This is a genomic window from Mesorhizobium sp. WSM3868, from assembly GCF_002294785.1.
In the GTDB taxonomy this organism is placed as follows: domain Bacteria; phylum Pseudomonadota; class Alphaproteobacteria; order Rhizobiales; family Rhizobiaceae; genus Mesorhizobium.
In genome coordinates this window covers 14,073-35,648 of sequence record NZ_NSGB01000028.1, presented here as the reverse complement: position 1 = coordinate 35,648, position 21,576 = coordinate 14,073, and the positions used below count along the sequence as shown (strand labels likewise).

22 protein-coding genes are annotated in these 21,576 nt (G+C 64.9%); 6 read left to right on the top strand and 16 right to left on the bottom strand.

Annotation, left to right across the window (positions count from 1 at the left end):
- Positions 1-32 precede the first annotated feature (32 nt).
- Entirely contained in the window at positions 33-464 is a 432-nt protein-coding gene (locus CK221_RS28390; RefSeq protein ID WP_095780119.1) for a DUF4437 domain-containing protein, read from the bottom strand.
- Between the two features lie 108 nt (positions 465-572).
- Positions 573-1,538 (bottom strand): AraC family transcriptional regulator, encoded by a 966-nt coding sequence (locus CK221_RS28385; RefSeq protein WP_095780118.1) that lies wholly within the window; start codon positions 1,536-1,538, stop codon positions 573-575.
- 138 nt (positions 1,539-1,676) lie between these two features.
- Here CK221_RS28385 and CK221_RS28380 point away from each other — a divergent pair, with 138 nt between their 5' ends.
- Positions 1,677-2,888, top strand: a complete 1,212-nt coding sequence (locus CK221_RS28380; RefSeq protein WP_095780117.1) for an MFS transporter — start codon at positions 1,677-1,679, stop codon at positions 2,886-2,888.
- A gap of 62 nt (positions 2,889-2,950) precedes the next feature.
- Here CK221_RS28380 and CK221_RS28375 read toward each other — a convergent pair whose 3' ends face one another.
- Positions 2,951-3,298: a GFA family protein gene (locus CK221_RS28375; protein WP_095780116.1), complete on the bottom strand. Its 348-nt coding sequence runs from the start codon at positions 3,296-3,298 to the stop codon at positions 2,951-2,953.
- Positions 3,299-3,411: 113 nt separating this feature from the next.
- On the opposite strand from CK221_RS28375, the gene CK221_RS28370 reads away from it, so the two are divergent.
- Positions 3,412-4,707: an amidase gene (locus CK221_RS28370; protein WP_095780115.1), complete on the top strand. Its 1,296-nt coding sequence runs from the start codon at positions 3,412-3,414 to the stop codon at positions 4,705-4,707.
- 19 nt (positions 4,708-4,726) lie between these two features.
- Here the strand turns inward: CK221_RS28370 and CK221_RS28365 are convergent, their stop codons facing one another.
- The 4 genes from CK221_RS28365 to CK221_RS28350 are packed head-to-tail and all read right to left on the bottom strand — an operon-like array spanning position 4,727 to position 8,545.
- On the bottom strand, positions 4,727-5,704 hold the full coding sequence (locus tag CK221_RS28365; protein WP_095780114.1) for a hydroxyacid dehydrogenase: 978 nt from the start codon (positions 5,702-5,704) through the stop codon (positions 4,727-4,729).
- Between the two features lie 5 nt (positions 5,705-5,709).
- Entirely contained in the window at positions 5,710-6,426 is a 717-nt protein-coding gene (locus CK221_RS28360; protein WP_067318961.1) for a FadR/GntR family transcriptional regulator, read from the bottom strand.
- A gap of 2 nt (positions 6,427-6,428) precedes the next feature.
- Positions 6,429-7,598 (bottom strand): mandelate racemase/muconate lactonizing enzyme family protein, encoded by a 1,170-nt coding sequence (locus CK221_RS28355; protein WP_095780113.1) that lies wholly within the window; start codon positions 7,596-7,598, stop codon positions 6,429-6,431.
- Between the two features lie 59 nt (positions 7,599-7,657).
- On the bottom strand, positions 7,658-8,545 hold the full coding sequence (locus tag CK221_RS28350) for a sugar phosphate isomerase/epimerase (RefSeq protein ID WP_066989944.1): 888 nt from the start codon (positions 8,543-8,545) through the stop codon (positions 7,658-7,660).
- Between the two features lie 400 nt (positions 8,546-8,945).
- Between CK221_RS28350 and CK221_RS28345 the strand changes: the two genes are divergently transcribed.
- From CK221_RS28345 to CK221_RS28335, 3 genes are all read left to right on the top strand, one after another.
- Entirely contained in the window at positions 8,946-10,001 is a 1,056-nt protein-coding gene (locus CK221_RS28345) for a sugar phosphate isomerase/epimerase (protein ID WP_095780127.1), read from the top strand.
- A gap of 152 nt (positions 10,002-10,153) precedes the next feature.
- Positions 10,154-11,341, top strand: coding sequence for a Gfo/Idh/MocA family oxidoreductase (locus CK221_RS28340; RefSeq protein ID WP_095780126.1), 1,188 nt, complete (start codon positions 10,154-10,156; stop codon positions 11,339-11,341).
- 84 nt (positions 11,342-11,425) lie between these two features.
- Positions 11,426-12,277 carry a sugar phosphate isomerase/epimerase gene (locus CK221_RS28335; protein ID WP_066990444.1) on the top strand — a complete coding sequence of 284 codons (852 nt, stop codon included), beginning with the start codon at positions 11,426-11,428 and terminating at the stop codon, positions 12,275-12,277.
- Positions 12,278-12,623: 346 nt separating this feature from the next.
- Here CK221_RS28335 and phnE (CK221_RS28330) read toward each other — a convergent pair whose 3' ends face one another.
- The 8 genes from phnE (CK221_RS28330) to CK221_RS28295 all read right to left on the bottom strand — a co-directional run bounded on the left by phnE (CK221_RS28330) (position 12,624) and on the right by CK221_RS28295 (position 20,204).
- Positions 12,624-13,991: a phosphonate ABC transporter, permease protein PhnE gene (gene phnE, locus CK221_RS28330; protein ID WP_067004162.1), complete on the bottom strand. Its 1,368-nt coding sequence runs from the start codon at positions 13,989-13,991 to the stop codon at positions 12,624-12,626.
- 1 nt (position 13,992) lies between these two features.
- Positions 13,993-14,949 carry a phosphonate ABC transporter, permease protein PhnE gene (gene phnE / locus CK221_RS28325; RefSeq protein WP_095780112.1) on the bottom strand — a complete coding sequence of 319 codons (957 nt, stop codon included), beginning with the start codon at positions 14,947-14,949 and terminating at the stop codon, positions 13,993-13,995.
- 57 nt (positions 14,950-15,006) lie between these two features.
- Positions 15,007-15,915, bottom strand: coding sequence for a phosphonate ABC transporter substrate-binding protein (phnD, locus tag CK221_RS28320; protein WP_067004158.1), 909 nt, complete (start codon positions 15,913-15,915; stop codon positions 15,007-15,009).
- A 142-nt stretch (positions 15,916-16,057) separates the two neighbouring features.
- On the bottom strand, positions 16,058-16,915 hold the full coding sequence (phnC, locus tag CK221_RS28315) for a phosphonate ABC transporter ATP-binding protein (protein WP_095780111.1): 858 nt from the start codon (positions 16,913-16,915) through the stop codon (positions 16,058-16,060).
- 162 nt (positions 16,916-17,077) lie between these two features.
- The gene (locus tag CK221_RS28310; RefSeq protein ID WP_095780110.1) at positions 17,078-17,692 is read right to left on the bottom strand and encodes a DapH/DapD/GlmU-related protein; all 615 of its coding nucleotides are present in this window, start codon (positions 17,690-17,692) and stop codon (positions 17,078-17,080) included.
- On the bottom strand, positions 17,689-18,396 hold the full coding sequence (gene phnL / locus CK221_RS28305) for a phosphonate C-P lyase system protein PhnL (RefSeq protein WP_095780109.1): 708 nt from the start codon (positions 18,394-18,396) through the stop codon (positions 17,689-17,691). Before phnL ends, CK221_RS28310 begins: the two co-directional genes overlap by 4 nt.
- 69 nt (positions 18,397-18,465) lie before the next feature.
- Positions 18,466-19,242, bottom strand: coding sequence for a phosphonate C-P lyase system protein PhnK (phnK, locus tag CK221_RS28300; RefSeq protein ID WP_095780108.1), 777 nt, complete (start codon positions 19,240-19,242; stop codon positions 18,466-18,468).
- Positions 19,239-20,204 (bottom strand): alpha-D-ribose 1-methylphosphonate 5-phosphate C-P-lyase PhnJ, encoded by a 966-nt coding sequence (locus tag CK221_RS28295; protein WP_245430764.1) that lies wholly within the window; start codon positions 20,202-20,204, stop codon positions 19,239-19,241. The genes phnK and CK221_RS28295 overlap by 4 nt, the downstream gene beginning before the upstream one ends.
- Positions 20,205-20,263: 59 nt before the next feature.
- On the opposite strand from CK221_RS28295, the gene CK221_RS28290 reads away from it, so the two are divergent.
- Entirely contained in the window at positions 20,264-20,461 is a 198-nt protein-coding gene (locus CK221_RS28290; protein ID WP_067004148.1) for a hypothetical protein, read from the top strand.
- A gap of 2 nt (positions 20,462-20,463) precedes the next feature.
- On the opposite strand, the gene CK221_RS28285 is transcribed toward CK221_RS28290, so the two are convergent.
- Positions 20,464-21,576: a carbon-phosphorus lyase complex subunit PhnI gene (locus CK221_RS28285; protein WP_095780107.1), complete on the bottom strand. Its 1,113-nt coding sequence runs from the start codon at positions 21,574-21,576 to the stop codon at positions 20,464-20,466.

Sequence of the window (21,576 nt, the reverse complement as noted above, 5' to 3'; positions counted from 1 at the left end):
GGGCGGACCGGCCGATTGCTATCGGCCTGCACTTACTTCGGCAGATAAGTCTCGTAGGGCGTGTCGTTGATCAGCAGGATCACGCATTCGGTGTCGGACAGGCAGGCATCGTCATGCATCTCGTTGGCTTTCTGGGTCCAGTAGGAGCCCGGCGGCAACTCGACCTTGGTCGCCTCGCCGCCTTGGATCTGCCAATGCGCCCAGAGCCCCTTGATGACGACGGCGCGATAGTCGGCGGTGTGCGCGTGGACCGGTGCGCGCCAGTTGCCGGGAACTTTGAGCAGCGTGCCGGCCGCGCCCTTGGTCCGCGAGCCCCATAGCGGGCCGAGGCGCTGCGGCTGGTCCGGCGCTTCAACGACATAAGGGATCTTGTCGGCCGGCAAATAGCTGTCTTCGAGGCCGAATGCCTGCCCAGCAGAGATGGTGAGCGCGGCGAGCGCAAGCGCTGCGAGTTGGTTAGCCATGAGGGGTTCCTCCTGTGGCCAGCTTAGGCGCTTCCTGTCGGTGGAGAATGACGCGTCGTCCAAAAGACTTGGCAATTCCTCCAGCGTGGCAGCGACCTGAACGCCCTGTCAGGATGGCTCGCCGCCGCCATTGCGCAACTGGCTCGGCGCGACACCCATCACCCGCTTGAAGGCGCGGCTGAAGGAAGCTTCCGAATCGTAGCCCAGTTTCGCCGCCACGACCGACACCCGCATCCCGTCGCGGGCGAGCCATTGCCGCGCCTGATGCATGCGCACGCGCAGCACATATTTGGCCGGCGTCTCGCCGACCACGGTGGCGAAGCGCTGCGCGAAGGCGGAGCGAGACGCGCCCATCAATCGGGCCAGGGCCGCCACCGTCCAATCGCGGTCGGGCTGCAGATGAATGGCGGCGAGCACCTTGCCGACGTCAGGATTGCGGACCGCGGCGATCCATCCGGTCGCGTCGCCGCAGCCGTTCTCTACCCAGGAGCGGATGATTGTGGCGGCGAGCACGTCAGCCAAGCGGGCGAGAATGCCGCCAGAGCCGACCCGGTCCATCGTCACCTCGCCGGCCATCGCATCGAGCAGATGCTGGATGCCCGGGGCGTTCGCCATCAGCTTATGCGCCTGCATCAGGTCGGGCATCATGTCGAGCAGCGGATGCGAGCCGTCGAGATTGAAATGCATGCTGCCGCAAAACAGCAAGGTCTTGCAGCCGTCGCAGCCGTTGGAGACGTCATAGATGTTCTCGCAGACCGGCTCGATCGTGTAGCGGCCGATCGGCACGGGCGGAACGCCCGGCGCGCTCGCCAGCACATGCTCGTCGCCACGCGGGATCAAGAGCGCGTCGCCGACCGAGAGCTCGATCCATTCCTTGGCCGGTGAGAACAGCCAGCAGCCCTGTTGGCCGATGAAATGGAACCGCGCCGCCTTCTGCGCGGGGAAGGAAACGGCCCACGGTTCGCCCAGCACGCAGCGGCCATAGTCGACGCCGTCGAGCCGCAATCCGCGCAACATGTCGGTCAGCGGATCGCCGGGCGCCGGGAATGTGGTTTTGGACGAATTGTAATTCATTTCGGCGTTTCTAGCATGGAAACTCCAGCCGGTCACTCCCTATGTTGCACTGCAGCGTCGCGCGCCAGGCCTGTAACGGGTGGATCCCGAACTGGCGGTCTTCCAAATGGCGCCGCAAAACAGATCGGAGATTTTCCCATGACCGAACCCGCCACACGCGTCATCGATGCCGCTGTTCTCGATAGAACCGAAGCTGAGGAGCGAAGCGAGCCGGTATGGGGCGCGGTGGTCTCGCTGGCGCTCGGCGTGTTTGGCTTGGTGACCGCCGAATTTCTGCCCGCCAGCCTGCTGACGCGGCTGGCGCAGGATCTCGGCGTCAGCGAAGGCGCCGCCGGCCAGGCCGTGACGGCGACGGCCGTCGTCGGCGCGATCGCAGCACCCACGATGGCCATCGTCACCAAGCGGCTGGACCGCAGGCTGGTCATGTGGCTGCTCACCGTGCTTCTGATCGTCTCCAACCTGCTTGCCGCCTTCGCCTCCTCGCTCACGATGCTGCTTCTGGCCCGCGTGGTTCTGGGCGTCGCGCTGGGCGGCTTCTGGTCGATGTCGGCCGCCATGGCGATGCGGCTGGTGCCGATGCGGCTGATGCCGCGCGCCATGTCGATCATCCTGACCGGCGTATCGGTGGCGACCGTCACCGCGGCGCCGGTCGGCGCCTATGTCGGCGACATCTGGGGCTGGCGCACGGCCTTCATGATCGCGGCGGTCGTCGGCGCGCTGACGCTGCTCGTACAGCTTGCCACCATCCCCAGCCTGCCGCCGACGGCCGTGGCGAGCTTTCGCACGCTGATCGAGGTGCTGAAGCGGCGGACGATCCGCATCGCGCTGCTGGTCGTGCTGCTCGTCGCCTCGGGACAGTTTGCCGGCTTCACCTATGTGCGGCCATTTCTGGAGACGGTGCCGGTCATGCCGATCGAGACCATCTCGCTGGTGCTGCTCGCCTATGGCATCGGCGGCTTCTTCGGCAATTTCGCCGGCGCTTTCCTGGCCGAGCGCAATCTGAAGCTTGCGGTCGGACTGGCGCCGCTGCTGATCGCGCTGTCGGCGCTTGCCATGCTCACCATCGGCGCTTCACCGGTGATTGCGGCGATCGCAGTTGCAGCATGGGGCTTTGCCTTCGGCGCGGTGCCGGTCGGGCTGCAGACTTGGCTGGTGCGCGCCGCTCCCGACCAAGCCGAGAGCGCCGGCGGCCTGATGGTCGCGACGTTCCAGGTGGCGATCGCGCTGGGCGCAGTCTTCGGCGGCCTGCTGGTCGACCATGCCGGCGTCGCCAGCGCATTCGGCTACGGTGCCATGGCAACGCTGCTCGCGGCGCTGGTGACCTTCGCCGTCGGGCCGAAACAGGCTTGAATAACCTTGGGCCGACAAGCGGCCGATACCGCCGGCTTGTCGGCAGAGCGATGTAGTCTGGGCTAAGCCGAGCGGCCGTCGAACTCGAAAACCTCGATGGCGGGGAGATCGATGCCGTCCAGGCAATTGATGTTGATGTAGGCGCTGCGCTCGCTGCCTCGACTCACATCCTCGGCGAAGGGATGGATGCCGCAGGTCCGGCAGAAGCGATGCGCGATTGCGCCCTTGCCGAAGGTGTATTTTCCGAGGTCGTCGGCCCAGGCAACCAGGCGCATGCTGGCGTGCGGCACGGCCCAAAGCAGCGCCCCCTTGCGCGCGCAGATCGAACAGTTGCAGCGCACGGCGCCGCCGAGCTCGCCTGCGACCTCGAAAGCCACCTTGCCGCAGTGGCAACTGCCTTTGTACAGCATCAGTCTCTTTCCTATCGCTGGCAGGTGCAAAGGCACCCTTGCCGGGTTATCCATCCGCTAGCCAAATCGGCTGCCTTAAAAGACGTTGCATCCTTGCGGAGTCCGACATCGACATGCAATCCGTGCGCGACCGTCTCGAAATCATCCTGTCACGTCTTGCCAATCGCGCGGCTGACGAAAAGGTCTACGTCAAGCTCTATGCGCAGGCGGCGCTCGCCGCAGCGGATGCAGCCGACGCGCGGCAAAGAGCCGGCGTCTGCCTCGGGCCGCTCGATGGCGCGGTCGTGTCGATCAAGGATCTGTTCGATGTCGCCGGCGAGCCGACCCGAGCAGGCTCGGCGATGTTCGCCGGTGCTCAGCCCGCCGCGCAGGACGCGGCGATCGTGCGCCGGCTGCGCCAGGCGGGCGCGGTCATCCTCGGCAAGACCAACATGACCGAATTCGCCTTCACCGCGATCGGCGACAACCTGCACTACGGCACGCCGGGCAATGCGGCGGATGCCAGCCTGATCCCGGGCGGTTCTTCATCCGGCGCCGGCGTTGCGGTGGGCGAAGGCAGCAGCCAGATCTCGATCGGCTCGGACACGGGCGGCTCGGTGCGCATTCCGGCCTCGCTCAACGGCGTCGTCGGCTTCAAGCCGACGGCCCGGCGCGTGTCCTTGGACGGCGCGTTTCCCTTGTCGGCGACACTGGATTCGATCGGTCCGCTCGCCCGCAGCGTCGCTGATTGCGCGGTTGCCGACGCGATCATGGCGGGGGAGGAGCCGGTTCCCCTCCAGCCGATCCCGCTCGCCGGTCTGCGCATCGGCGTTCCGCGCGGCCGGCTGTTCGACGACACGCTAGCGGAGGTCGCCGCGGCCTTTGAGGCCTGCACCGGCCAAATGGAGCGGGCAGGCGCACGCGTCGCCGATCTGTCGATCGATGACCTTATCGGCGGGATGCGCGCGGCGACCGTGCGCGCCTCGATCGCGTCGATGGAGGGTGCGGAGGTGCATGCCGACTGGCTGGCGACCGGCGCCTCGGTGCCCGTGGACCCACATGTCAGCGGGCCTTTGTCGCGCGCGCTGACGGTTCCCGCTTCCGCCTATATCAGGACAATCCGCCGCCGGGCGGAACTGGTCGCGGCCATGGCGGAACGGCTGCAAGCGGTCGACGCGCTTGCTCTGCCGACCGTGCCGATGGTCGCGCCGTCGATCGCGGCGATGGCCGGCGACGAAGCGCTACGCGGCAGGACGGAAGGCTTGCTCCTGCGCAACACGCAGGTCGCCAACCAGTTCGATCTCTGTGCAATCTCGCTGCCGATGCCGGGCACGAAGCTGCCGGCTGGGCTGATGCTGGTGGCGAGGCATGGGCACGACCGACGTCTGCTCGGAATTGCTGCCGCGGTGGAGGCTTTGCTGAGCGGCTAACGTCGTGACAGGGACGCAGTCAGGGGGCAGGAAAGCGCCGACGGTAACGCTCGATCACTTCCGGATTCCGCAGGTTGACCGGCAGCTTGTCGGCAAGCACCAGCAAGGCCTCGTTCGCCGCGCCGACGCCCATGCGCATCATCGATTCCTCGGTGATGCCGGCCATATGCGGAGTGATGATGACGTTGTCGAAGCTGAAATAGGGGTGGCTCGGCGGCAGCGGCTGGGTCGCAAAGACGTCGAGCGCCGCACCGCCGATGCGGCCTCTTCGCAGCGCTTCGATCAGCGCCTCGTCATCGACCACCGGCCCGCGCGAGACATTGATCAACAGCGCATTGGGCTTCATGCGGGCGATGCGCTCGCGGCTGATCAGGCCGCGCGTCTCCTCGGTCAGCGGGCAGCAGAGCACGATGATCTCGCTCTGCTCGACCAGCGCGTCTATCGACAGGAAGCCGACGCGCTCGGGCGCCGGGCGCAGGCTACGCGTCGTCGCCACGACATTGAGGTCGAAGCCGTGCGCGGCGATGTGGCCGACGGCCTGGCCGACGGCGCCGAGGCCGACGATGCCGATCGTCTTGCCGGCGAGCTCGCTGGTCGAATTGGCATGCTCGCGCCCGGCGAGCCAGCCCCTGGCGCGAAGGTCGCGATCCATCATGCGGAAGCGCCTGAGCAGCGCCAGCGCCGTGAACATTACATGTTCGGCCACCGAGCGGGCATTGACGGCCGGCACGTTCGCCACCAGCACGCCGGCGGCGGTGGCCGCCTCGACCGGGATCATGTCCAGTCCCGCGCCATGGCGGATTGCGGCGCGCAACAGGGACGCGCCTGCGAACAGCTCCGGCGGCAGCGGCGCTCGGACGATGACGATGTCTGCGTCTTTCGCCTCGGCAGCCAGTGTTTTTGCATCGAGCGCGGAGGCGACGACCAGCCGGCCGGCTCCCGCCAGCATGCTTGTCGCGCGCGGATGTAGCGGGTGCGTCGACAGGATCTTGCGCATGAAGCTCAGGCCCTTTCGAGCGCCGCGCTTTTCGGCTCGGTCCAGCGACCTTCGATGATCCCCTTCCAGTAGCTCTCGGCGCCTTGCAGGTGCGCACTCATCAGCGCCTGGGCGAGGTTGCCGTCGCGGCGCAACAGCGCCTCGTAGATCTGGATGTGTTCGGCATGCGAGCGCATGCTGCGCTCCAGATCGTTGAAATAGATCGGCAGGCGCTGCTCGCCCATCAGGTAGTAGACGCTGCAGATGTTGTGAAAGACGCCGTTCTTGGTCGCTCGCACGATCTCGAGGTGGAACTCGCGGTCTTCCTTGGCGAGGCCTTCGCCGGCGGCGATGCGCTCCTCGGAAGCCTTCAGGATCTCGCGGAGCCGCTCGAAATTCTCCTCGGTGGCGCGTGAGCAGGCAAGCTCGGCCGCCTTGATCTCGTGGATCTTGCGCAGCTCGACGGTCTCGTAGATCTGCACCGGATCGAGCGGCAGGCCCGCGCGGGCGAAAAGCGCTAACGCTTCCACGCTTGCCTGTTTGGTATCGATATAGATGCCGGACTTGGCGCGGCGCTCGACGATGCGCATCGCTTCGAGGATGGCAAGCGCCTCGCGGATCTGGCCGCGGCTGACGGCGAAATGCTCCGCCAGCTCGCGCTCCGACGGCGTGCGGCCCGACTCCTTGTCCGAGTTGGAGAACAGATAGGCGGCGAGTTCCGCAAGAAGGTTCTTTTCTTTCATCGTCAAATGCGTAGCGCGTGGGCCTCCAGGAATCGCTCCGAAACGGTGAAACCCAATCCGGGCTTTTCAGGGATCGCTATCATACCGTCCTTTGCTTCGACAGTCTCCTCGACGAGATCGTGGATCATCGGATTGGCGCCCAGCGAATACTCGACGATGAAGGCCGCGGGGGAAGCCGCGCAGACATGCAGTCCGGCGAAGAAGCAGGGCGCGCCGGCCCACAGATGCGGCGCGAAGCGCAGGTTAAAGGCGCTGGCGATGGTGCCGATCTTCATCGCCTCGCTGATGCCGCCGCAGAAGGCGGGATCAGGCTGGAAGATGTCGGCCGATTTCAACACGGCCAGATCGCGGAAGGCGTAGCGCGTCGCCTCGCTCTCGCCGGTGGCGATCGGGGTCGAACCGGACGCGCGCACCTCGGCCATACCGGACTTGTCGTCGGCGATCACCGGCTCCTCGAACCAGGCCAGATCGAGATCGGCGGTGAGGCTGATGAAGCGCTTGGCCTCGGCGACGGTGTAGGTGCCGTGCGCGTCCACCATAAGTTCGACATCGGGACCGATCGCTTCCCTGGCGGCGCGGACGCGCGCGGCCGAGATATGCGGCGTGCCGTCCATGGCGCCGATGCGCATCTTCAGCGCCTTGAAGCCGCCTTTGGCGATATAGGATTTGAGCTGGTCGCCGATGGTATCGGCTGGCGCCCAGCCGCCCGAGGCATAGGCCTGCATGCGCTCGACCTTGCGGCCGCCGAGCAGCCGCCAGACCGGCTGCCCCAGCGACTTGCCGAGGATGTCCCAAAGCGCGATGTCGACGGCGCTGATCGCCGCCACGCTCATGCCGCGCCGCGCCAGCTGGGGCATGGCATGGCCGGCATGGGCCGCCGTGTGGTGTCGCACGCCGTTGTAGAGCATCTCCCAGATGATGCCGATATCGGCCGGATCACGGCCGATGAGCTGCGGCGCAATTTCGTGGTTCAGCATGTGGACCAGCGCGCCATAGCTGCCGGCGCTGCCGGCGGCGTTCTTGCCCTCGCCCCAGCCGACCAGGCCGTCGTCGGTCTCGACGCGCAGGATGGCGGCGTCGAACGTCGTCACCTGACCGAAGTCGCTGCGATGCTGCTTTGCGACTTCGATCGGTATGCGAACCCACCAGGCCTGGACGCTTTTTATACGCATCTTGATCCCCGGACCCGCCGCCCGGCCAGGACGGTAGGGCTAAGCTCCAATCGGACCCTCTACTTGATCAGCGGCAGCAGCGTTTCGGCGGTGATGCGCATCTGATCGGTGTAGAACTTCTCGGTGAGCACGCTGGAGCCGTGATCCTGGATGAATTTGAGCTGCTCGGGCGAGATGTCGACCGGGTTGCGCTCCACCATCTCCGGATAAGGGGCGGCCGGCGTGCGGTCGACCGGCGCGACGAACTCGTTGGTCAGCGCGCCGTCATAGCCGATCTCCTTCAGCGTGCCGACGATCTTCGGCCAGTCGATCTGGCCGAGACCCGCGGCAAAGCGGTTGTTGTCGGCGACATGGAAGTCGTAGAGGCGCTTGCCGACCTGGCGGATGGCGTCATAGACGTTAAATTCCTCCATATGGATGTGGTAGGCGTCGAGGCAGACGCCGCATTCCGGGCTCACCGCATCCGCGAGCGCGAGCGCCTGGGCACCACGATTGAAGAGGTAGGTCTCGAAACGGTTGAGCGGCTCGACGGCGATCTTGACGCCGACCTTCTTGGCATGCGCGAAGCATTCGCGCGTGGCGTCCACCACCCAGCCCCACTCTTCCGCCTCGGTGCCGTCGGGCACCACCTTGCCGACGGTGGCGGGAACCAGCGTGATGATCTCGCCGTCAAGCTCGCTCACCATGGTCAGCACGTCCTTGACATATTGTACCGATCGCTCGCGCTGGCCCTGGTTCTTGGCGGCAAGGTTGCGTTCGCCCAGCATCAGCGTCACCGAACCCCAGCAACGTATGCCGTGCTCCTTCAGGAGCGCGCGCGTTTCCTTGGTCTTGTACTGCTCGGGCTCGCCGGAAATCTCGATCGACTCATAGCCGAACTTCTTGATGCGCTTCAGCGTCACCTCCAGCGGCTCCGCCCGCATCCAGTTGTGCGTCGAAAGGTGCATGGTCTATCCTTCCCAGAATTCGCCTGTCACGTTTTTCGCGGCGTTCTCCACCGAGCCCGTCGCATGATCTCCTCCCCACGGCGTTCCAGTGTTTTTTCTCGAAACTGGTTCGACCAATTGGGCCTGACAGAACCTCTACAGCAAATTCACAGTAACGGCAAGGAGACCGCCTATTGGGCTCAACTTATCAGTCAATGCTTTGATTTGAAAAGATTAAGATGCCTTTCGGCAATCGTGCGGCTCGCATTCCAACTGTTTCTGGCCGCTTGACCAAACAGCCGTATTTGGTAATACCAGAATGCCGCTGCTTGTCGGCGCCGAGACGAACGGTCGAAGAGGCTGGCCCTCGCTTCAATCGGCGCTATGCTTGGTCCATGAAAACGAGAGAGGGAGGATGCCGATGCCGACGACGATGAAGGGGCCCGGCCTGTTTCTGGCGCAGTTCGCGGGCGACGCCGCGCCGTTCAATTCGCTGGCCTCGATCACCAAATGGGCGGCCGGGCTCGGCTACAAAGGCGTACAGATCCCGACCTGGGACGGACGGCTGTTCGACCTGAAAAAGGCGGCGTCGTCGAAAACCTATTGCGACGAGGTGAAGGGCATCTGCACTGAAGCCGGCGTCGAGATTACCGAGCTGTCGACGCACCTGCAGGGGCAATTGGTGGCGGTGCATCCAGCTTACGACGCGCAGTTCGACGGGTTTGCGCCGCCAGAGGTGCACAACAATCCGAAGGCTCGGCAGAAATGGGCGGTCGAGCAGATGGAATTCGGCGCCAAGGCATCGAAGAATCTCGGCCTCAAGGCGTCGGTGAGCTTCAGCGGCGCGCTCGCTTTCCCATACCTCTATCCGTGGCCGCAGCGGCCGCCTGGGCTGATCGAGGAGGCGTTTGCCGAGCTGGGCAAGCGCTGGAAGCCGATCCTCGACGTCTATGATGAGAACGGCGTCGATATCGGCTACGAGATCCATCCAGGCGAGGACGTATTCGACGGCGCGACCTTCGAGATGTTCCTCGACGCGGTAGGCGGCCACAAGCGCTGCAACATCAATTACGACCCGTCGCACTTTTTGTTGCAGCAGCTCGACTATCTCGAGTTCATCGACCTCTACCACGAGCGGATCAAGGCCTTCCACGTCAAGGATGCCGAGTTCAACCCGACGGGGCGGCAAGGCGTCTATTCGGGCTATCAGGGCTGGGTGAACCGTGCCGGGCGTTTCCGTTCACTCGGCGACGGGCAGGTCGATTTCAGCGGCATCTTCTCCAAGCTCACCCAGTACAACTACGATTCCTGGGCGGTGCTGGAATGGGAATGCTGCCTCAAGCATCCCGAGGACGGCGCGGCCGAAGGCGCACCCTTCATCCAGCATCATATCATCCGGGTCACCGAAAGGGCCTTTGATGATTTCGCCGGCGGCACCAGCGACAAGAAGCTGCTGCGCGCGATGATGGGGATTTAGCACCTTTATCCTCCCCTCGAGGGGAGAGTGGCCCAAAGGGCCGGGCTGGGTCGGTTTATGCCGAGATCCACGCCCGGCGACCCCACCCGATCCGCTGTGCGGATCGACCTCCCCTCAAGGGGGAGCTAACCAACATGAGGGAGAACGAAAGCATGGTCGGCGCATCGAAATCGGAGACGGGAGGCGGCCCGATCCGCTACGGCATGGTCGGCGGCGGGCAGGGCGCTTTCATCGGCGCGGTGCACCGGATTGCGGCGCGCATGGACAACGACTTCGTGCTGGTGGCCGGCGCGCTGTCGTCGGACCCGGCGCGCGCGAAGGCCTCGGCCGAAGAACTCGGGCTCGATCCGTCACGCAGCTACGGCTCCTATGCCGAGATGGCCAAGGCCGAAGCCAAACGCCCGGACGGCATCGAGGCAGTGGCGATCGTCACGCCCAACAATGTGCATGTGCCGGCGGCCAAAGCCTTCCTCGAGGCGGGTATCCACGTCATCTGCGACAAGCCGCTCGCGACCTCTCTCGCCGAGGCGAAGAAGCTTGCCGCACTGGTCGAGAAGGCTGGAAAGGTGTTCGTGCTCACCCACAACTACACAGCCTATCCGATGGTGCGGCAGGCGCGCGAGATGGTGGCCAAGGGCATGCTCGGCGACATCCGCATCGTGCAGTCGGAATATCCGCAGGACTGGCTGACCGAAGACCTAGCCGCGACCGGTCAGAAGCAGGCCTCATGGCGCTCCGACCCCAAGCAGGCCGGCGCCGGCGGCGCGCTCGGCGACATTGGCACGCACGCCTACAACCTCGCCCGCTTCGTCTCGGGGCTGGAGCTCGATTCCCTTTCGGCCGACCTCGACGCCTTCGTGCCGGGACGCCAGCTCGACGACAACGTCAATGTGCTGTTGCGCTTCAAGCCGGTCGGCAACAAGCATCCGGCCAAGGGCATGATCTGGGCGAGCCAGGTGGCGCCCGGCCACGAGAACGGGCTGAAGCTGCGCATCTACGGCTCGAAGGGCGGGCTCGAATGGGTCCAGGCCGACCCGAACTATCTTTGGTACACGCCCTTCGGCCAGCCGAAGCAATTGCTGACCCGGGCGGGCGCCGGCGCGATGCCGGTAGCGGCGCGCGTCAGCCGCGTGCCCTCCGGCCATCCGGAGGGCTATCTCGAAGGCTTCGCCAATATCTACCAGGAAGCGGCCCGCGCCATCCGCGCGGCCCGAAAAAAGGGCGGCAAGCTTGCCAAGGATGTCGCCTTCCCGACGATCGCGGACGGCGTCGAAGGCATGGCCTTCATCGAGGCGTGCGTGAAGTCTTCGAAGAAGAACGGGGCGTGGACGAGGCTATAAAGGCGGGCTCGGCGACGGCACGGGCCGGATGAGGGGGATTATGACCCGCTAGCGCAAGTGGTTGGCCGCAGAGGAGGGGTGTCGATGAAAATCGGCATGTGCATGTTCTTGTGGACGACGAGCGTCTCGAAAAAGCACGAGGCGCTGCTGAAGGACATCAAGGCAACCGGCTTCGACGGCGTCGAGATACCGGTCTTCGCGGGCGAACCGGATGACTACCAGAGGCTCGGCGAGATGCTCGATCGTATCGGACTGGAGCGCACCGCGGTCTCGGCGATGGGCGACCCGGCGATGAACCTGATCTCTGCGGATACCGCGACGCGCAAGGCCGGCATCGATTACATGAAATGGGCGATCGACTGCAGCGCGGCGCTCGGCGCGGACAGGCTGAGCGGGCCGCTGCATTCCACGCTGGGCGCCTTTTCCGGGAGCGGGCCGACAGCGGCCGAGAAGAAGCGCTCGGTCGCCTCGCAGCGGGCCATTGGCGATCATGCCGGCAAGAGGGACGTCACCATCGGGCTCGAAGCGCTGAACCGCTTCGAATGCTATCTGGTCAACACGATGGACGACCTTTCCGAGCATGTCGACGCGATCGACCGCCCGCACATCAAGGCGATGTACGACACCTTTCACGCCAATATCGAGGAGGTCGATCCGATCGGCGCCTATACGCGCAATCGCCGGAACGTCGTCCACATCCACATCTCGGAAAACGACCGCGGCGTGCCGGGGCGGGGTAATATTCCCTGGAAGGAAACCTTCGCCGCGATCCGCAAGAGCGGCTATGACGACTGGCTGACCATCGAGTCCTTCGGTCGCTCGCTGAAGGATCTGGCGGCGGCGACGAAGGTGTGGCGGGATTTCGCCGAAAGCCCGGAGGCGGTGTATCGCGAAGGGTACAGGCATATCAGGGATGGGTGGAGGAAGGCGGCGTAGGGCGCCCTGATCGATAGTGACGCAAAGGAGACCTGCGTCGGCGACCCTTGGCGCAAGGCGAGACGATGATTTCGCCTTGTCCATTTTCTGTTTGCGTTCGCGGCGATTGCCTAGTGGTTCCCCCAATCCGTCTCGGCTTCGCCGAGCCACCTCTCCCCCCTCCGGAGGGAGAGGAAAGGGAGCCTCGTGGCTCGGGAGAGGAAGAAAGCCTCGGCCTAGGAGGACAGGCGTCGGCTCGGACAGCTTTGCGCCTTTCCTCTACCCCGTCGATCGGGGGAGAGGTGTCGAGCGTAGCTCGACGGAGTGGGGGTCGACCCTTGGCGCGCCCGCGCTATGGATCACAAGGTTAACCCCGCGCTGCCTGCAGTCGGTTGTAGTCGTGCAGCGTACGGCTGAGCCTTCGGCGCAGGAAATTCGAGATGTTGTCGAAGACGAAGACGACGAACAGCGTCAGCAGCACCATGTAGAAGACGTTGGCCCAGTTCGAATTGGTGCGCATGGCTTCCCACAGCTTCAGGCCGATGCCGCCGGCGCCGACGGCGCCGATGATGGTGGCGCCGCGGGTGTTCGATTCCCACTGGTAGAGCGTCTGGCTGATGAAGATCGGCACCACTTCCGGCAGCACGCCGTAGCGCTGCACAAGCAGGCCGTTGGCGCCGGTCGAGAGCACGCCTTCGCGCGGCTTGTCGTCGATGTTTTCCAGCGCCTCGGAATAGGTTTTGCCGAGCGTTCCGATCTCGGCGAAGAAGATCGCGGCGCTGCCGGCCAGCGGGCCGGGGCCGAAGGCGCGGGTGAAGAACAGCGCCCAGATCAGCATGTCGACCGAGCGCATGAAATCGAAGAACCGCTTCAGCACCTGGCTGAGCAAGCCGCTCGGCGTAATGTTGCGGGCGGCGAAGAAGGAGAGCGGGAAGGCGACGATGCCGCCGAGCAGCGTCCCCAAAAACGCCATGACGATGGTCTGCAGCAGCTTCGTCCAGACGTCGCCATGCTGCCACTGCGCGTTGTTCCAGATGTTGTCGGCGGCCAAGGCAAGGTTCGATGTGCCGGGCTTAAGCTCCGGTCCCGAGATGATCAGCGAGAACACCTCGCCGGCCGATTTGCCGAAGAAGGGCGAGCGCGTGTCGAAGACGAAGTTCGCCCAGCCGAGGAAGCGCTTGCGCACCTTGACGCGGTCGACGGTGACGCGCACCTCGCCGACGAAGCCCATCTTGGCGACGATTTCGTCATCATGGACGGTGACCCAGTCCGGCACCGGGCCAGTCACCACCGGCTTGCCGCCGGTGAGCGAGATTGGAATGGTCTCGCCATATGCGACGATCGTCGCCCTGGTCTTGTCGAAGGTGACGGATTTGGCCTCGCCGTCGATCTGCACGGTGTAGGTGCGGTCGGAATTCCTGATCACCCAATCCGGATTGGGGTTTTCGCCAAGTGCGGAGAACCGCGGATATTTCGGCGTGATCTCCGGCTGGTCGAGGCGGAATTCGGGCTGCAGGTCGTAGCTGATCCATTGCGACAGGAAGAGCGGCAGGCGCTCCCAGTGGGACTCGCGCAGCACCTGCGGCAGGCTGAAGAACCACAGGGCATAGGCGAGATAAAGCGCGGTGCCGGCGATGAGGAGCAGCGGCCAGAAGCGCTTGTAGAGAGGCCGCCGGAATACCTGCGGAAAGCGTTCCTCGATCGCTCTGATTTCGTCGGCTGTCATCGTTGCCATGTCACGCGCTCATCGGGAAGGCTTGCTCACCAACCAGCCTGCGGCGCAGCCAGGCGGAGAACTGGTCGACGAGGAAGATGGTGACGAAGAGCAGCAGCACCAGCGCCAGCGTCTTGGCGCCGAAGCCGCGTGAGATTGAAAGCTTCAGCTCCTCGCCGATGCCGCCGCCGCCGACCGCGCCCATGATGGTCGAGATGCGCACATTGATCTCGATTCTGAGCAGCGTGTAGGACATGAAGTTGGGCAGGACCTGCGGCAGGTCGGCGAAGCGCACCCGCTCGATCCAGTTGGCGCCGACCGCGCGCAGGCCCTCTTCGGGGCGCATGTCGATGTTCTCGTTGATCTCGTAGAACAGCTTGCCCAACGCGCCGATCGAATGCAGGCCGATGGCGATGATGGCGGCGACCGGCCCAATCGAGACGATGGCCGCGAACAGGCCGGCAATCACGATCTCCGGAAAGGCGCGCAGCAATTCCATCAGACGCTTGACCATCAGCCGCAGGATCGGGCTCGGCGTCAGGTTGCGCGCGGCGATGAAGGAGAAGGGAACCGCGAAGACGAAGCCGATGAAGGTCGAGACCAGCGCCACGTTGACGGTGGTCAGCATCAGCTCGAAATATTCGGGGATGTAGAAGCCGCCCCAGATATAGACGCGGCCGAGCGGGAAGTTGAATTCCTGCGTGCCCTTGTCATGCGGCGAGGCGATGTTGAACAGCGCCCGCCAGACGTCGTTCCAGTCCTTCGGGATCAGCCAGCTCAGGAAGTCGAGGATATGCGGCAGCCGCTCGAAGAAATGGCCCGCATTGGCTTCATCGGCAAACCACATGGTGGCACACATGGCGACCAGCAGCAGGCCGACGCCGAGCGCGGTGTAGAAGCGGCGAAGCGAGGTCTGGCGCCGCCAGGCATCGGCCTGCTGCCTTGTCGCTTCGGAGTGGATCGTCGCCGAAGTTGTCATAATTGGAGCATGCAAAAAGGGCGGCGCCTCACCGCGCCGCCCTTTTTCCCGATGCCGTCAGCCGCCGATGGCGGCTTTGCGGGCTTCGATGATGACGTTGTAGAAGTCAGGCTTGACCGGCACGTAGCCGGTGAAGTCGCCGCCCTCGACGCCTTCGAAGCAAGGCTTGTCCTTGGTCGGCAGCTGGGTGAAGAAGTCGGCGAGCTTGGCGGTCATCTCAGTGCCGAGCGCGGTGCGCACGACCAGCGGACCGTTCGGGATCAGGCCCGAGCGCCACACCTCGACGAAGTCGTTCGGGTCGACGGCGCCCTTGGCGACTTCCTTGTGGAAGGTGCCGGAGGTGTAGCCGTTCTTGAAATCGCCGATGCCCGAAGAATCGTCCACCGCCACGTCGACCTTGCCGTCACGGACGGCGAGGATGTTGTTCTCATGGCCGCCGTTGAACTGGGTCGAGGCGAAGTAGGTCTCGTTGGAGGCGCCGGTGTCCTTCGGAATCTGGGTCAGCGGGATCAGATAGCCCGAGGTCGAATCCGGGTCGGCATAGCCGAGCTTCTTGCCCTTGGCCGACTTGATGTCGGTGATGCCGGAAGTCTTCAGCGCCAGGCCGATCGAATAGTAACCGGTCGAGCCGTCGGTCTGCTTGGTGGTGAGGATCGGAGTGACGGCGTTCGGGTCCTTGAGATAGACGCTGGCGTAGCCGGACGCGCCGAGCTCGGCGAAGTCGAGCGTGCCGCCGAGCAGGCCCTGGATGACGCCGTCATAGTCGGCGGCCGGGAACAGCGACACCTTCTCGAAGCCGAATTCGGCCTTCAGGTGGTCGGCAAGGCACTGGTAGTTGCGCAGGCGGTCGGTTTCGTTCTCGCCGCCGAGGATACCGACGCGGAACTCTTTGATGTCGGCGGCATGCGCTGCGCTTGCGGCCATGGCCAGTATCGACACGGCGCCAAAAACCATTTTCCTGAACATTTGACCTCTCTCCTGTTTTTGCCGGCTTCGCGCCGGCAGCGTTCGAATTTTTGAGTTCAGCCTTTGACGCGGGCGGGCGATCCAGGTTGCTCTTGCCGAAATCCAAAATCTGCCCGGAACCGCTTCGGCCGGGGCGCTGGACTCAGTAGCCGGGGAAGGCTGGTTCGAGCGGGCCGGCGGATGCGGTGATCTTCGGCTTGATGCTGACGCTGGTCGACGTGATGGCCTCGGAAATCTCGACGCCGTTGGCATCGGCGCCGTAGACGGTGCGCACGGCGTCGCGGTCGAGGTCCTCGGGCGCGCCGTCGAAGACGACCTTGCCGGCGGCCATGCCGATGATGCGGTTGCAGTAGGCGCGGGCGGTGTCCAGCGTGTGCAGGTTGGTGACGACGGTGATGCCTTCGCGCAAATTGATGTCGCGCAGCGAATCCATCACCACCTTGGCGTTCAGCGGATCAAGCGAGGCGATCGGCTCGTCGGCCAAAAGCACCTTCGGCTGCTGCATCATGGCGCGCGCGATGGCCACGCGCTGCTGCTGGCCGCCGGAGAGCGTGCCCGCCGGCTGCAGCGCAGTGCGGGCGATGTCGAGGCGCTCGAGCGCGGCGACCGCCTCGGCGCATTCGGTGCGCGAGAACATGCCGAGCAGGTTGGACAGCGTGGAGCGGTGGTTGAGGCGGCCGAGCAGCACGTTGGTGAGCACATCGAGGCGCGGCACCAGGTTGAACTGCTGGAAGATCATGGCGCAGTCGCGCTGCCAGCGGCGCAGCGGCGAGCCCTGCAGGCGCGAGACCTCGGCGCCATCGAAAAAAATCGATCCCTGGCTGGGATCGATCAGACGGTTGATCATGCGCAACAACGTCGACTTGCCGGCGCCGGAACGGCCGATGATGCCGACCATCTGGCCCTGCGGGATCGAGACGTTGATATCGCTGACGGCGGTGTTCTTGCCAAATCGTCGGGTTATGCCGCGGATTTCCAGCGTGGCCGATGATGCCGACATACCAAAGCTCCAGTCCGTCGCGGTTTTGCAGGTCTGTTAACCCTCGCTAGCGCAGGCCGATGAAGCTGGGGTGTCGGATCGATGTCAGTTTTGTTACGACCCACAGGCAACCGATGAATGGTTCTCTCCTTGCTGCCATTCACTGCTGCCCATTCACAATCGTTAGCCGCCATACTTCTCCAGGAAAGCCTCTGCCGAGAGCTCGCGGAAATCGTCGAGCGCTGCGCGCAACCGGGCATGGTCCCAGTCCCACCAGGCAAGCACCTGGTAGCGCTCGGCCGTGCGGCGGTCGAAGCGCTCGCGGATCGGCTTTGCCGGCACGCCGGCAACGATGGTGTATGGCGCGACATCCTTCGACACCACGGCGCCGGCGCCGACGGCCGCGCCGTCGCCGACGGTCACGCCGGGCAGGATGGTCGAGCCATGGCCGAGCCACGTGTCGTGGCCGATGGTGACGCGCTTGGCGCGGCGCTCGGCGAAGAACTCGCTTTCATGTTCGGCGTCGTCCCAATAGTCGGAGGCGCGATAAGTGAAGTGGTGCAGCGTCGGCCGCCAGGTCGGGTGGTTGGTGGCGTTGAGGCGCACGCTCGCCGCGATGTTGGAGAACTTGCCGATGGTTGAACACCATGCGGCGCAGTCCTGCATCATGTAGGAATAGTCGCCGAGCTCGCTTTCAGAAACGCGGCTGCGCTCGGCGATCTCGGTCCAACGGCCGAGCGTCGAGTTTTCGACCTGTGCCGTCGGATGGACGAGCGGCGCCTCCGAAAGTTTGCTCATGCGGCGACCCTGCCTGCGGCGAAGGCGGTGACGTCGATGATGCGGTCGGCCACCGCATCACGAACGTCCTGATCATGGAAGATGCCGAGCAGGGCGACGCCCGCCGCCTTCTTGCCGGCGATGAGCTCGACCACGACATCTCGGTTCTTCGCGTCGAGCGAGGCGGTGGGCTCGTCGAGCAGCAGGATCGGATGCTCGGTGATGAAGCCGCGCGCGATGTTGACGCGCTGCTGCTCGCCGCCGGAGAAGGTCGCGGGCGGCAGCGCCCAGAGCTTTTCCGGCAGATTGAGCTGCGAAAGAAGCTCGCGTGCCTTGTCGCGCGCGGCCTCCCGGTCCGCGCCACGCTCGACCAGCGGCTCGGCAACGACGTCGAGTGCCGGTACGCGCGGCACGGTGCGCAGGAACTGGCTGACATAGCCGATCGTTTGCCGGCGTATGGCTAGCACAGCGCGCGGGTTGGCGGAGGCGACATCGATCAGCCCGCCCGCGTGCTGGACGATGATCTGGCCTTCATCGACGGCGTAGTTGCCGTAGAGCATCTTCAGGATCGAGCTTTTGCCGACGCCGGACGGACCGCCAAGCACGGCGCATTCGCCGGCGCGGATGGAAAAGGAAACGCCCGCCACCACCGGCAGCGTGACGCCGTCGCGCAGATGCATGGTGAAGCTCTTTGCGACGTCCGAGACAACGAGGGGCGTGGCCATACTAGAGTCCTTTGTCTTTCCGCATGATCCGATCCGAAAACCGGCTTCCACTTTTCGGGATCATGCGGGTCACACCTGCAAAATCGAGGAAACGAGCAACTGGGTGTAAGGCGCACGCGGGTCGTCGAGCACGCGGTCGGTGAGGCCGCTTTCGACGACCCGGCCGTCCTTCATCACCATCATGCGCTGCGACAAGAGCCGCGCCACGGCGAGGTCATGGGTGACGACGATTGCCGCGAGGCCGAGATCGGTGACCAGCCCGCGCAACAGATCGAGCAGGCGCGCCTGCACGGAAACGTCGAGGCCGCCGGTCGGCTCGTCCATGAACACCAGCCGCGGTCCCGTCACTAGGTTGCGGGCTATCTGCAGGCGCTGGCGCATGCCGCCGGAAAAGGCGCGCGGCTCGTCGTCGATGCGGTCCTCGTCGATCTCGACACGCGACAGCCAGTCGACGGCGGTGGCGCGGATCCTGCCGTAGTGGCGGTCGCCGACGGCCATCAGCCGCTCGCCGACATTGGCGCCGGCCGACACCGTCATGCGCAGGCCGTCCGCGGGGTTCTGGTGAACGAAGCCCCAGTCGGTACGCATCAGGAAGCGGCGCTCGGCCTCGCTCATCCGATAGAGCTCGCGCCATTGGCCGTCGCGCATGCGGTAGCTGGCCGTACCGGAAGAGGGCAGCAGCCTGGTCGACAAGCAGTTGAGCAGCGTCGTCTTGCCCGAGCCGGATTCGCCGACCACCGCCAGCACCTCGCCCGGCCAGAGGTCGAAGGAGATCGCCTCGCAGCCGACGCGCGAGCCGTAGAATTTGGAAAGATCGGAGAGGCGCAGTAGCGGTTCGTCGGTCATCTTGCCTCCTTACCCTCTCCGTCGTGAGGAGGGGCGGCGCGCAGCGCCGGGCTGGGAATTGCAGGGCTCGCCGCCAGGTCACCCCCACCCGCGCCTTCGGCGCAATCTTTCGACAAAGGTGAGGTAGGGTCGGCGCGCCGCTTCTCGCAATGGTCGGTGTCGGAACAGACGAACATGTGGCCGCCATGGTCATCGAGGATGACCTCGTCGAGATACACATTCTCGGCGGCGCAGAGCGCGCAGGGCTGGTCGAAGGTCTGCACCTCGAAGGGATGGTCCTCGAAGTCGAGGCTGACGACGTCAGTGAAGGGCGGCACCGCGTAGATGCGCTTCTCGCGGCCGGCGCCGAAGAGCTGCAGGGCCGGCGAACTATGCATCTTCGGATTGTCGAATTTCGGCGTCGGTGAGGGGTCCATCACATAGCGGCCCTCGACCTTGACCGGATAGGCGTAGGTGGTGGCGATGCGGCCGTGCCTGGCGATGTCCTCGTAGAGCTTCACATGCATGAGGCCGTATTCCTCGAGCGCATGCATTTTGCGAGTCTCGGTCTCGCGCGGCTCGAGGAAGCGCAGCGGTTCGGGGATCGGCACCTGGAAAACCAGCACCTGGCCCGCGTTGAGCGGATGCTCGGGGATGCGGTGACGCGTCTGGATGATGGTCGCCTTCGCCGTCTCGGTGGTGACGGCGACCTTGGCGACCTTCTTGAAGAAGGCGCGGATCGAGACGGCGTTGGTGGTGTCGTCGGCGCCCTGATCAATGACCTTGAGCACATCGTCCGGCCCGATGATGGAAGCGGTGACCTGCACGCCGCCGGTACCCCAGCCATAAGGCATCGGCATCTCGCGCGAGGCGAAGGGCACCTGGTAGCCAGGAATGGCGATGCCCTTCAGGATGGCGCGGCGGATCATCCGCTTGGTCTGCTCGTCAAGATAGGCGAAGTTGTAGGTGGCGATGTCGGTCATGGCGATCACACGCGCTCTGTGTTATGCATTTGGCAACCCAGACGCGAGAGTAGGCCAAAATGGATACTACCGGTTGGATGCGTCTTGCAGTGCTGTTGCTGGCGTTCGCCGTCATTGCGGCTTTTGCGCTGCGTAAGATGTTTCTGCCCGCGCCGAAGGAAAGTGCGAGCGGTGAGACTATTGCTGGCAGCAACGGATTCAACGAGGCACATAATAGCCACTACAGCGCTGGTCATGGTGGCGCCCGAGACGACTGAAATCATTCCGCCGCCTCCCTCTTCTCTTCCGCCTTGTCCTGATTTTCACGGTCCTGGTATTCGGCGCGCATTCGGCGAACCAGGTCGAGCTCGGCCTGGAAGTCGACATAGTGCGGCAGCTTCAGGTGCTCGACGAAGCCGGTCGCCTGGACATTGTCGGAATGCGAGATGACGAACTCTTCGTCCTGCGCCGCGGCAATCACATCCTCGCCAAGTTCGGTCGCGCGCAACGCGCGGTCGCAGAGCGCCATCGCCATCGCCTTGCGCTCGCTCTGGCCGAAGACCAGGCCGTAGCCGCGGGTGAATTGCGGCGGCGCCTTGGCCGAGCCCTTGAACTGGTTGACCATCTGGCACTCGGTGACGCGGATGGAGCCGAGCGGCACGGTGAAAGGCAGCTCCGGGACGTCGAGCTCCAGCTCGACCTCGCCGATCCGGACCTCGCCGACGAAAGGGTGGTTGCGGGCATAGCCGCGCTGCGTCGAATAGCCGAGCGCCAGGAGAAAACCTTCGTCGCCGCGCGACAGCGCCTGCAGACGGATGTCGCGCGCTATCGGGAATTGCAGCGGCTCGCGGGTGATGTCGCCAGGCACATAGTCAAGCGGCATGTCGCCGTCCGCTTCGATCAGCCCTTCATGGGCGAGGATCGAGGAAACGCGCGGCATCGCCTCGGCCTCGGCCGGACGTTGCGCGGGGTCTTCGATCTCGGCGCCGGCGGCAAGCTGCGGATCGAGCAGGCGGTGGGTGTAGTCGAAGGTCGGGCCGAGCACTTGGCCGCCGGGCAGATCCTTGTAGGTGGCCGACACGCGCCGCTCGAGCTGCATGGCGCCGGTGTCGACCGGGTTGGTGTAGCCGAAGCGCGGCAGCGTGGTGCGGTAGGCGCGCAGCAGGAAGATCGCCTCGATCAAGTCGCCGCGTGCCTGAACGACGGCCAAAGCTGCAAGCTTGCGGTCGTAGAGCGAGCCTTCGCTCATCACCCGGTCGACGCCGAGCGCCAGCTGCTCGACGATCTGGTCGAGGCGCAGCGCCGGCACCGAGCGGTCGCCGCGCCGGCGATCGGCAAGCAGGCGATGGGCGTTGGCAATGGCGGCTTCGCCGCCTTTCACCGCGACATACAT

Bases quoted from the DNA above. Each gene is read 5' to 3' on its own strand.
- phnC (WP_095780111.1), bottom strand. From the start codon at position 16,915: ATGTCGGCATCATCGGCCACGCTGGAAATCCGCGGCATAACCCGACGA.
- phnL (WP_095780109.1), bottom strand. From the start codon at position 18,396: ATGGCCACGCCCCTCGTTGTCTCGGACGTCGCAAAGAGCTTCACCATG.
- CK221_RS28370 (WP_095780115.1), top strand. From the start codon at position 3,412: ATGCAATCCGTGCGCGACCGTCTCGAAATCATCCTGTCACGTCTTGCC.
- CK221_RS28355 (WP_095780113.1), bottom strand. From the start codon at position 7,598: ATGCGTATAAAAAGCGTCCAGGCCTGGTGGGTTCGCATACCGATCGAA.
- CK221_RS28335 (WP_066990444.1), top strand. From the start codon at position 11,426: ATGAAAATCGGCATGTGCATGTTCTTGTGGACGACGAGCGTCTCGAAA.
- phnK (WP_095780108.1), bottom strand. From the start codon at position 19,242: ATGACCGACGAACCGCTACTGCGCCTCTCCGATCTTTCCAAATTCTAC.
- CK221_RS28340 (WP_095780126.1), top strand. From the start codon at position 10,154: ATGGTCGGCGCATCGAAATCGGAGACGGGAGGCGGCCCGATCCGCTAC.
- phnD (WP_067004158.1), bottom strand. From the start codon at position 15,915: ATGTTCAGGAAAATGGTTTTTGGCGCCGTGTCGATACTGGCCATGGCC.
- CK221_RS28285 (WP_095780107.1), bottom strand. From the start codon at position 21,576: ATGTATGTCGCGGTGAAAGGCGGCGAAGCCGCCATTGCCAACGCCCAT.
- CK221_RS28290 (WP_067004148.1), top strand. From the start codon at position 20,264: ATGGATACTACCGGTTGGATGCGTCTTGCAGTGCTGTTGCTGGCGTTC.
- CK221_RS28385 (WP_095780118.1), bottom strand. From the start codon at position 1,538: ATGAATTACAATTCGTCCAAAACCACATTCCCGGCGCCCGGCGATCCG.
- CK221_RS28375 (WP_095780116.1), bottom strand. From the start codon at position 3,298: ATGCTGTACAAAGGCAGTTGCCACTGCGGCAAGGTGGCTTTCGAGGTC.
- CK221_RS28295 (WP_245430764.1), bottom strand. From the start codon at position 20,204: ATGACCGACATCGCCACCTACAACTTCGCCTATCTTGACGAGCAGACC.
- CK221_RS28380 (WP_095780117.1), top strand. From the start codon at position 1,677: ATGACCGAACCCGCCACACGCGTCATCGATGCCGCTGTTCTCGATAGA.
- CK221_RS28350 (WP_066989944.1), bottom strand. From the start codon at position 8,545: ATGCACCTTTCGACGCACAACTGGATGCGGGCGGAGCCGCTGGAGGTG.
- CK221_RS28365 (WP_095780114.1), bottom strand. From the start codon at position 5,704: ATGCGCAAGATCCTGTCGACGCACCCGCTACATCCGCGCGCGACAAGC.
- CK221_RS28310 (WP_095780110.1), bottom strand. From the start codon at position 17,692: ATGAGCAAACTTTCGGAGGCGCCGCTCGTCCATCCGACGGCACAGGTC.
- phnE (WP_095780112.1), bottom strand. From the start codon at position 14,949: ATGACAACTTCGGCGACGATCCACTCCGAAGCGACAAGGCAGCAGGCC.
- CK221_RS28360 (WP_067318961.1), bottom strand. From the start codon at position 6,426: ATGAAAGAAAAGAACCTTCTTGCGGAACTCGCCGCCTATCTGTTCTCC.
- CK221_RS28345 (WP_095780127.1), top strand. From the start codon at position 8,946: ATGCCGACGACGATGAAGGGGCCCGGCCTGTTTCTGGCGCAGTTCGCG.
- CK221_RS28390 (WP_095780119.1), bottom strand. From the start codon at position 464: ATGGCTAACCAACTCGCAGCGCTTGCGCTCGCCGCGCTCACCATCTCT.
- phnE (WP_067004162.1), bottom strand. From the start codon at position 13,991: ATGGCAACGATGACAGCCGACGAAATCAGAGCGATCGAGGAACGCTTT.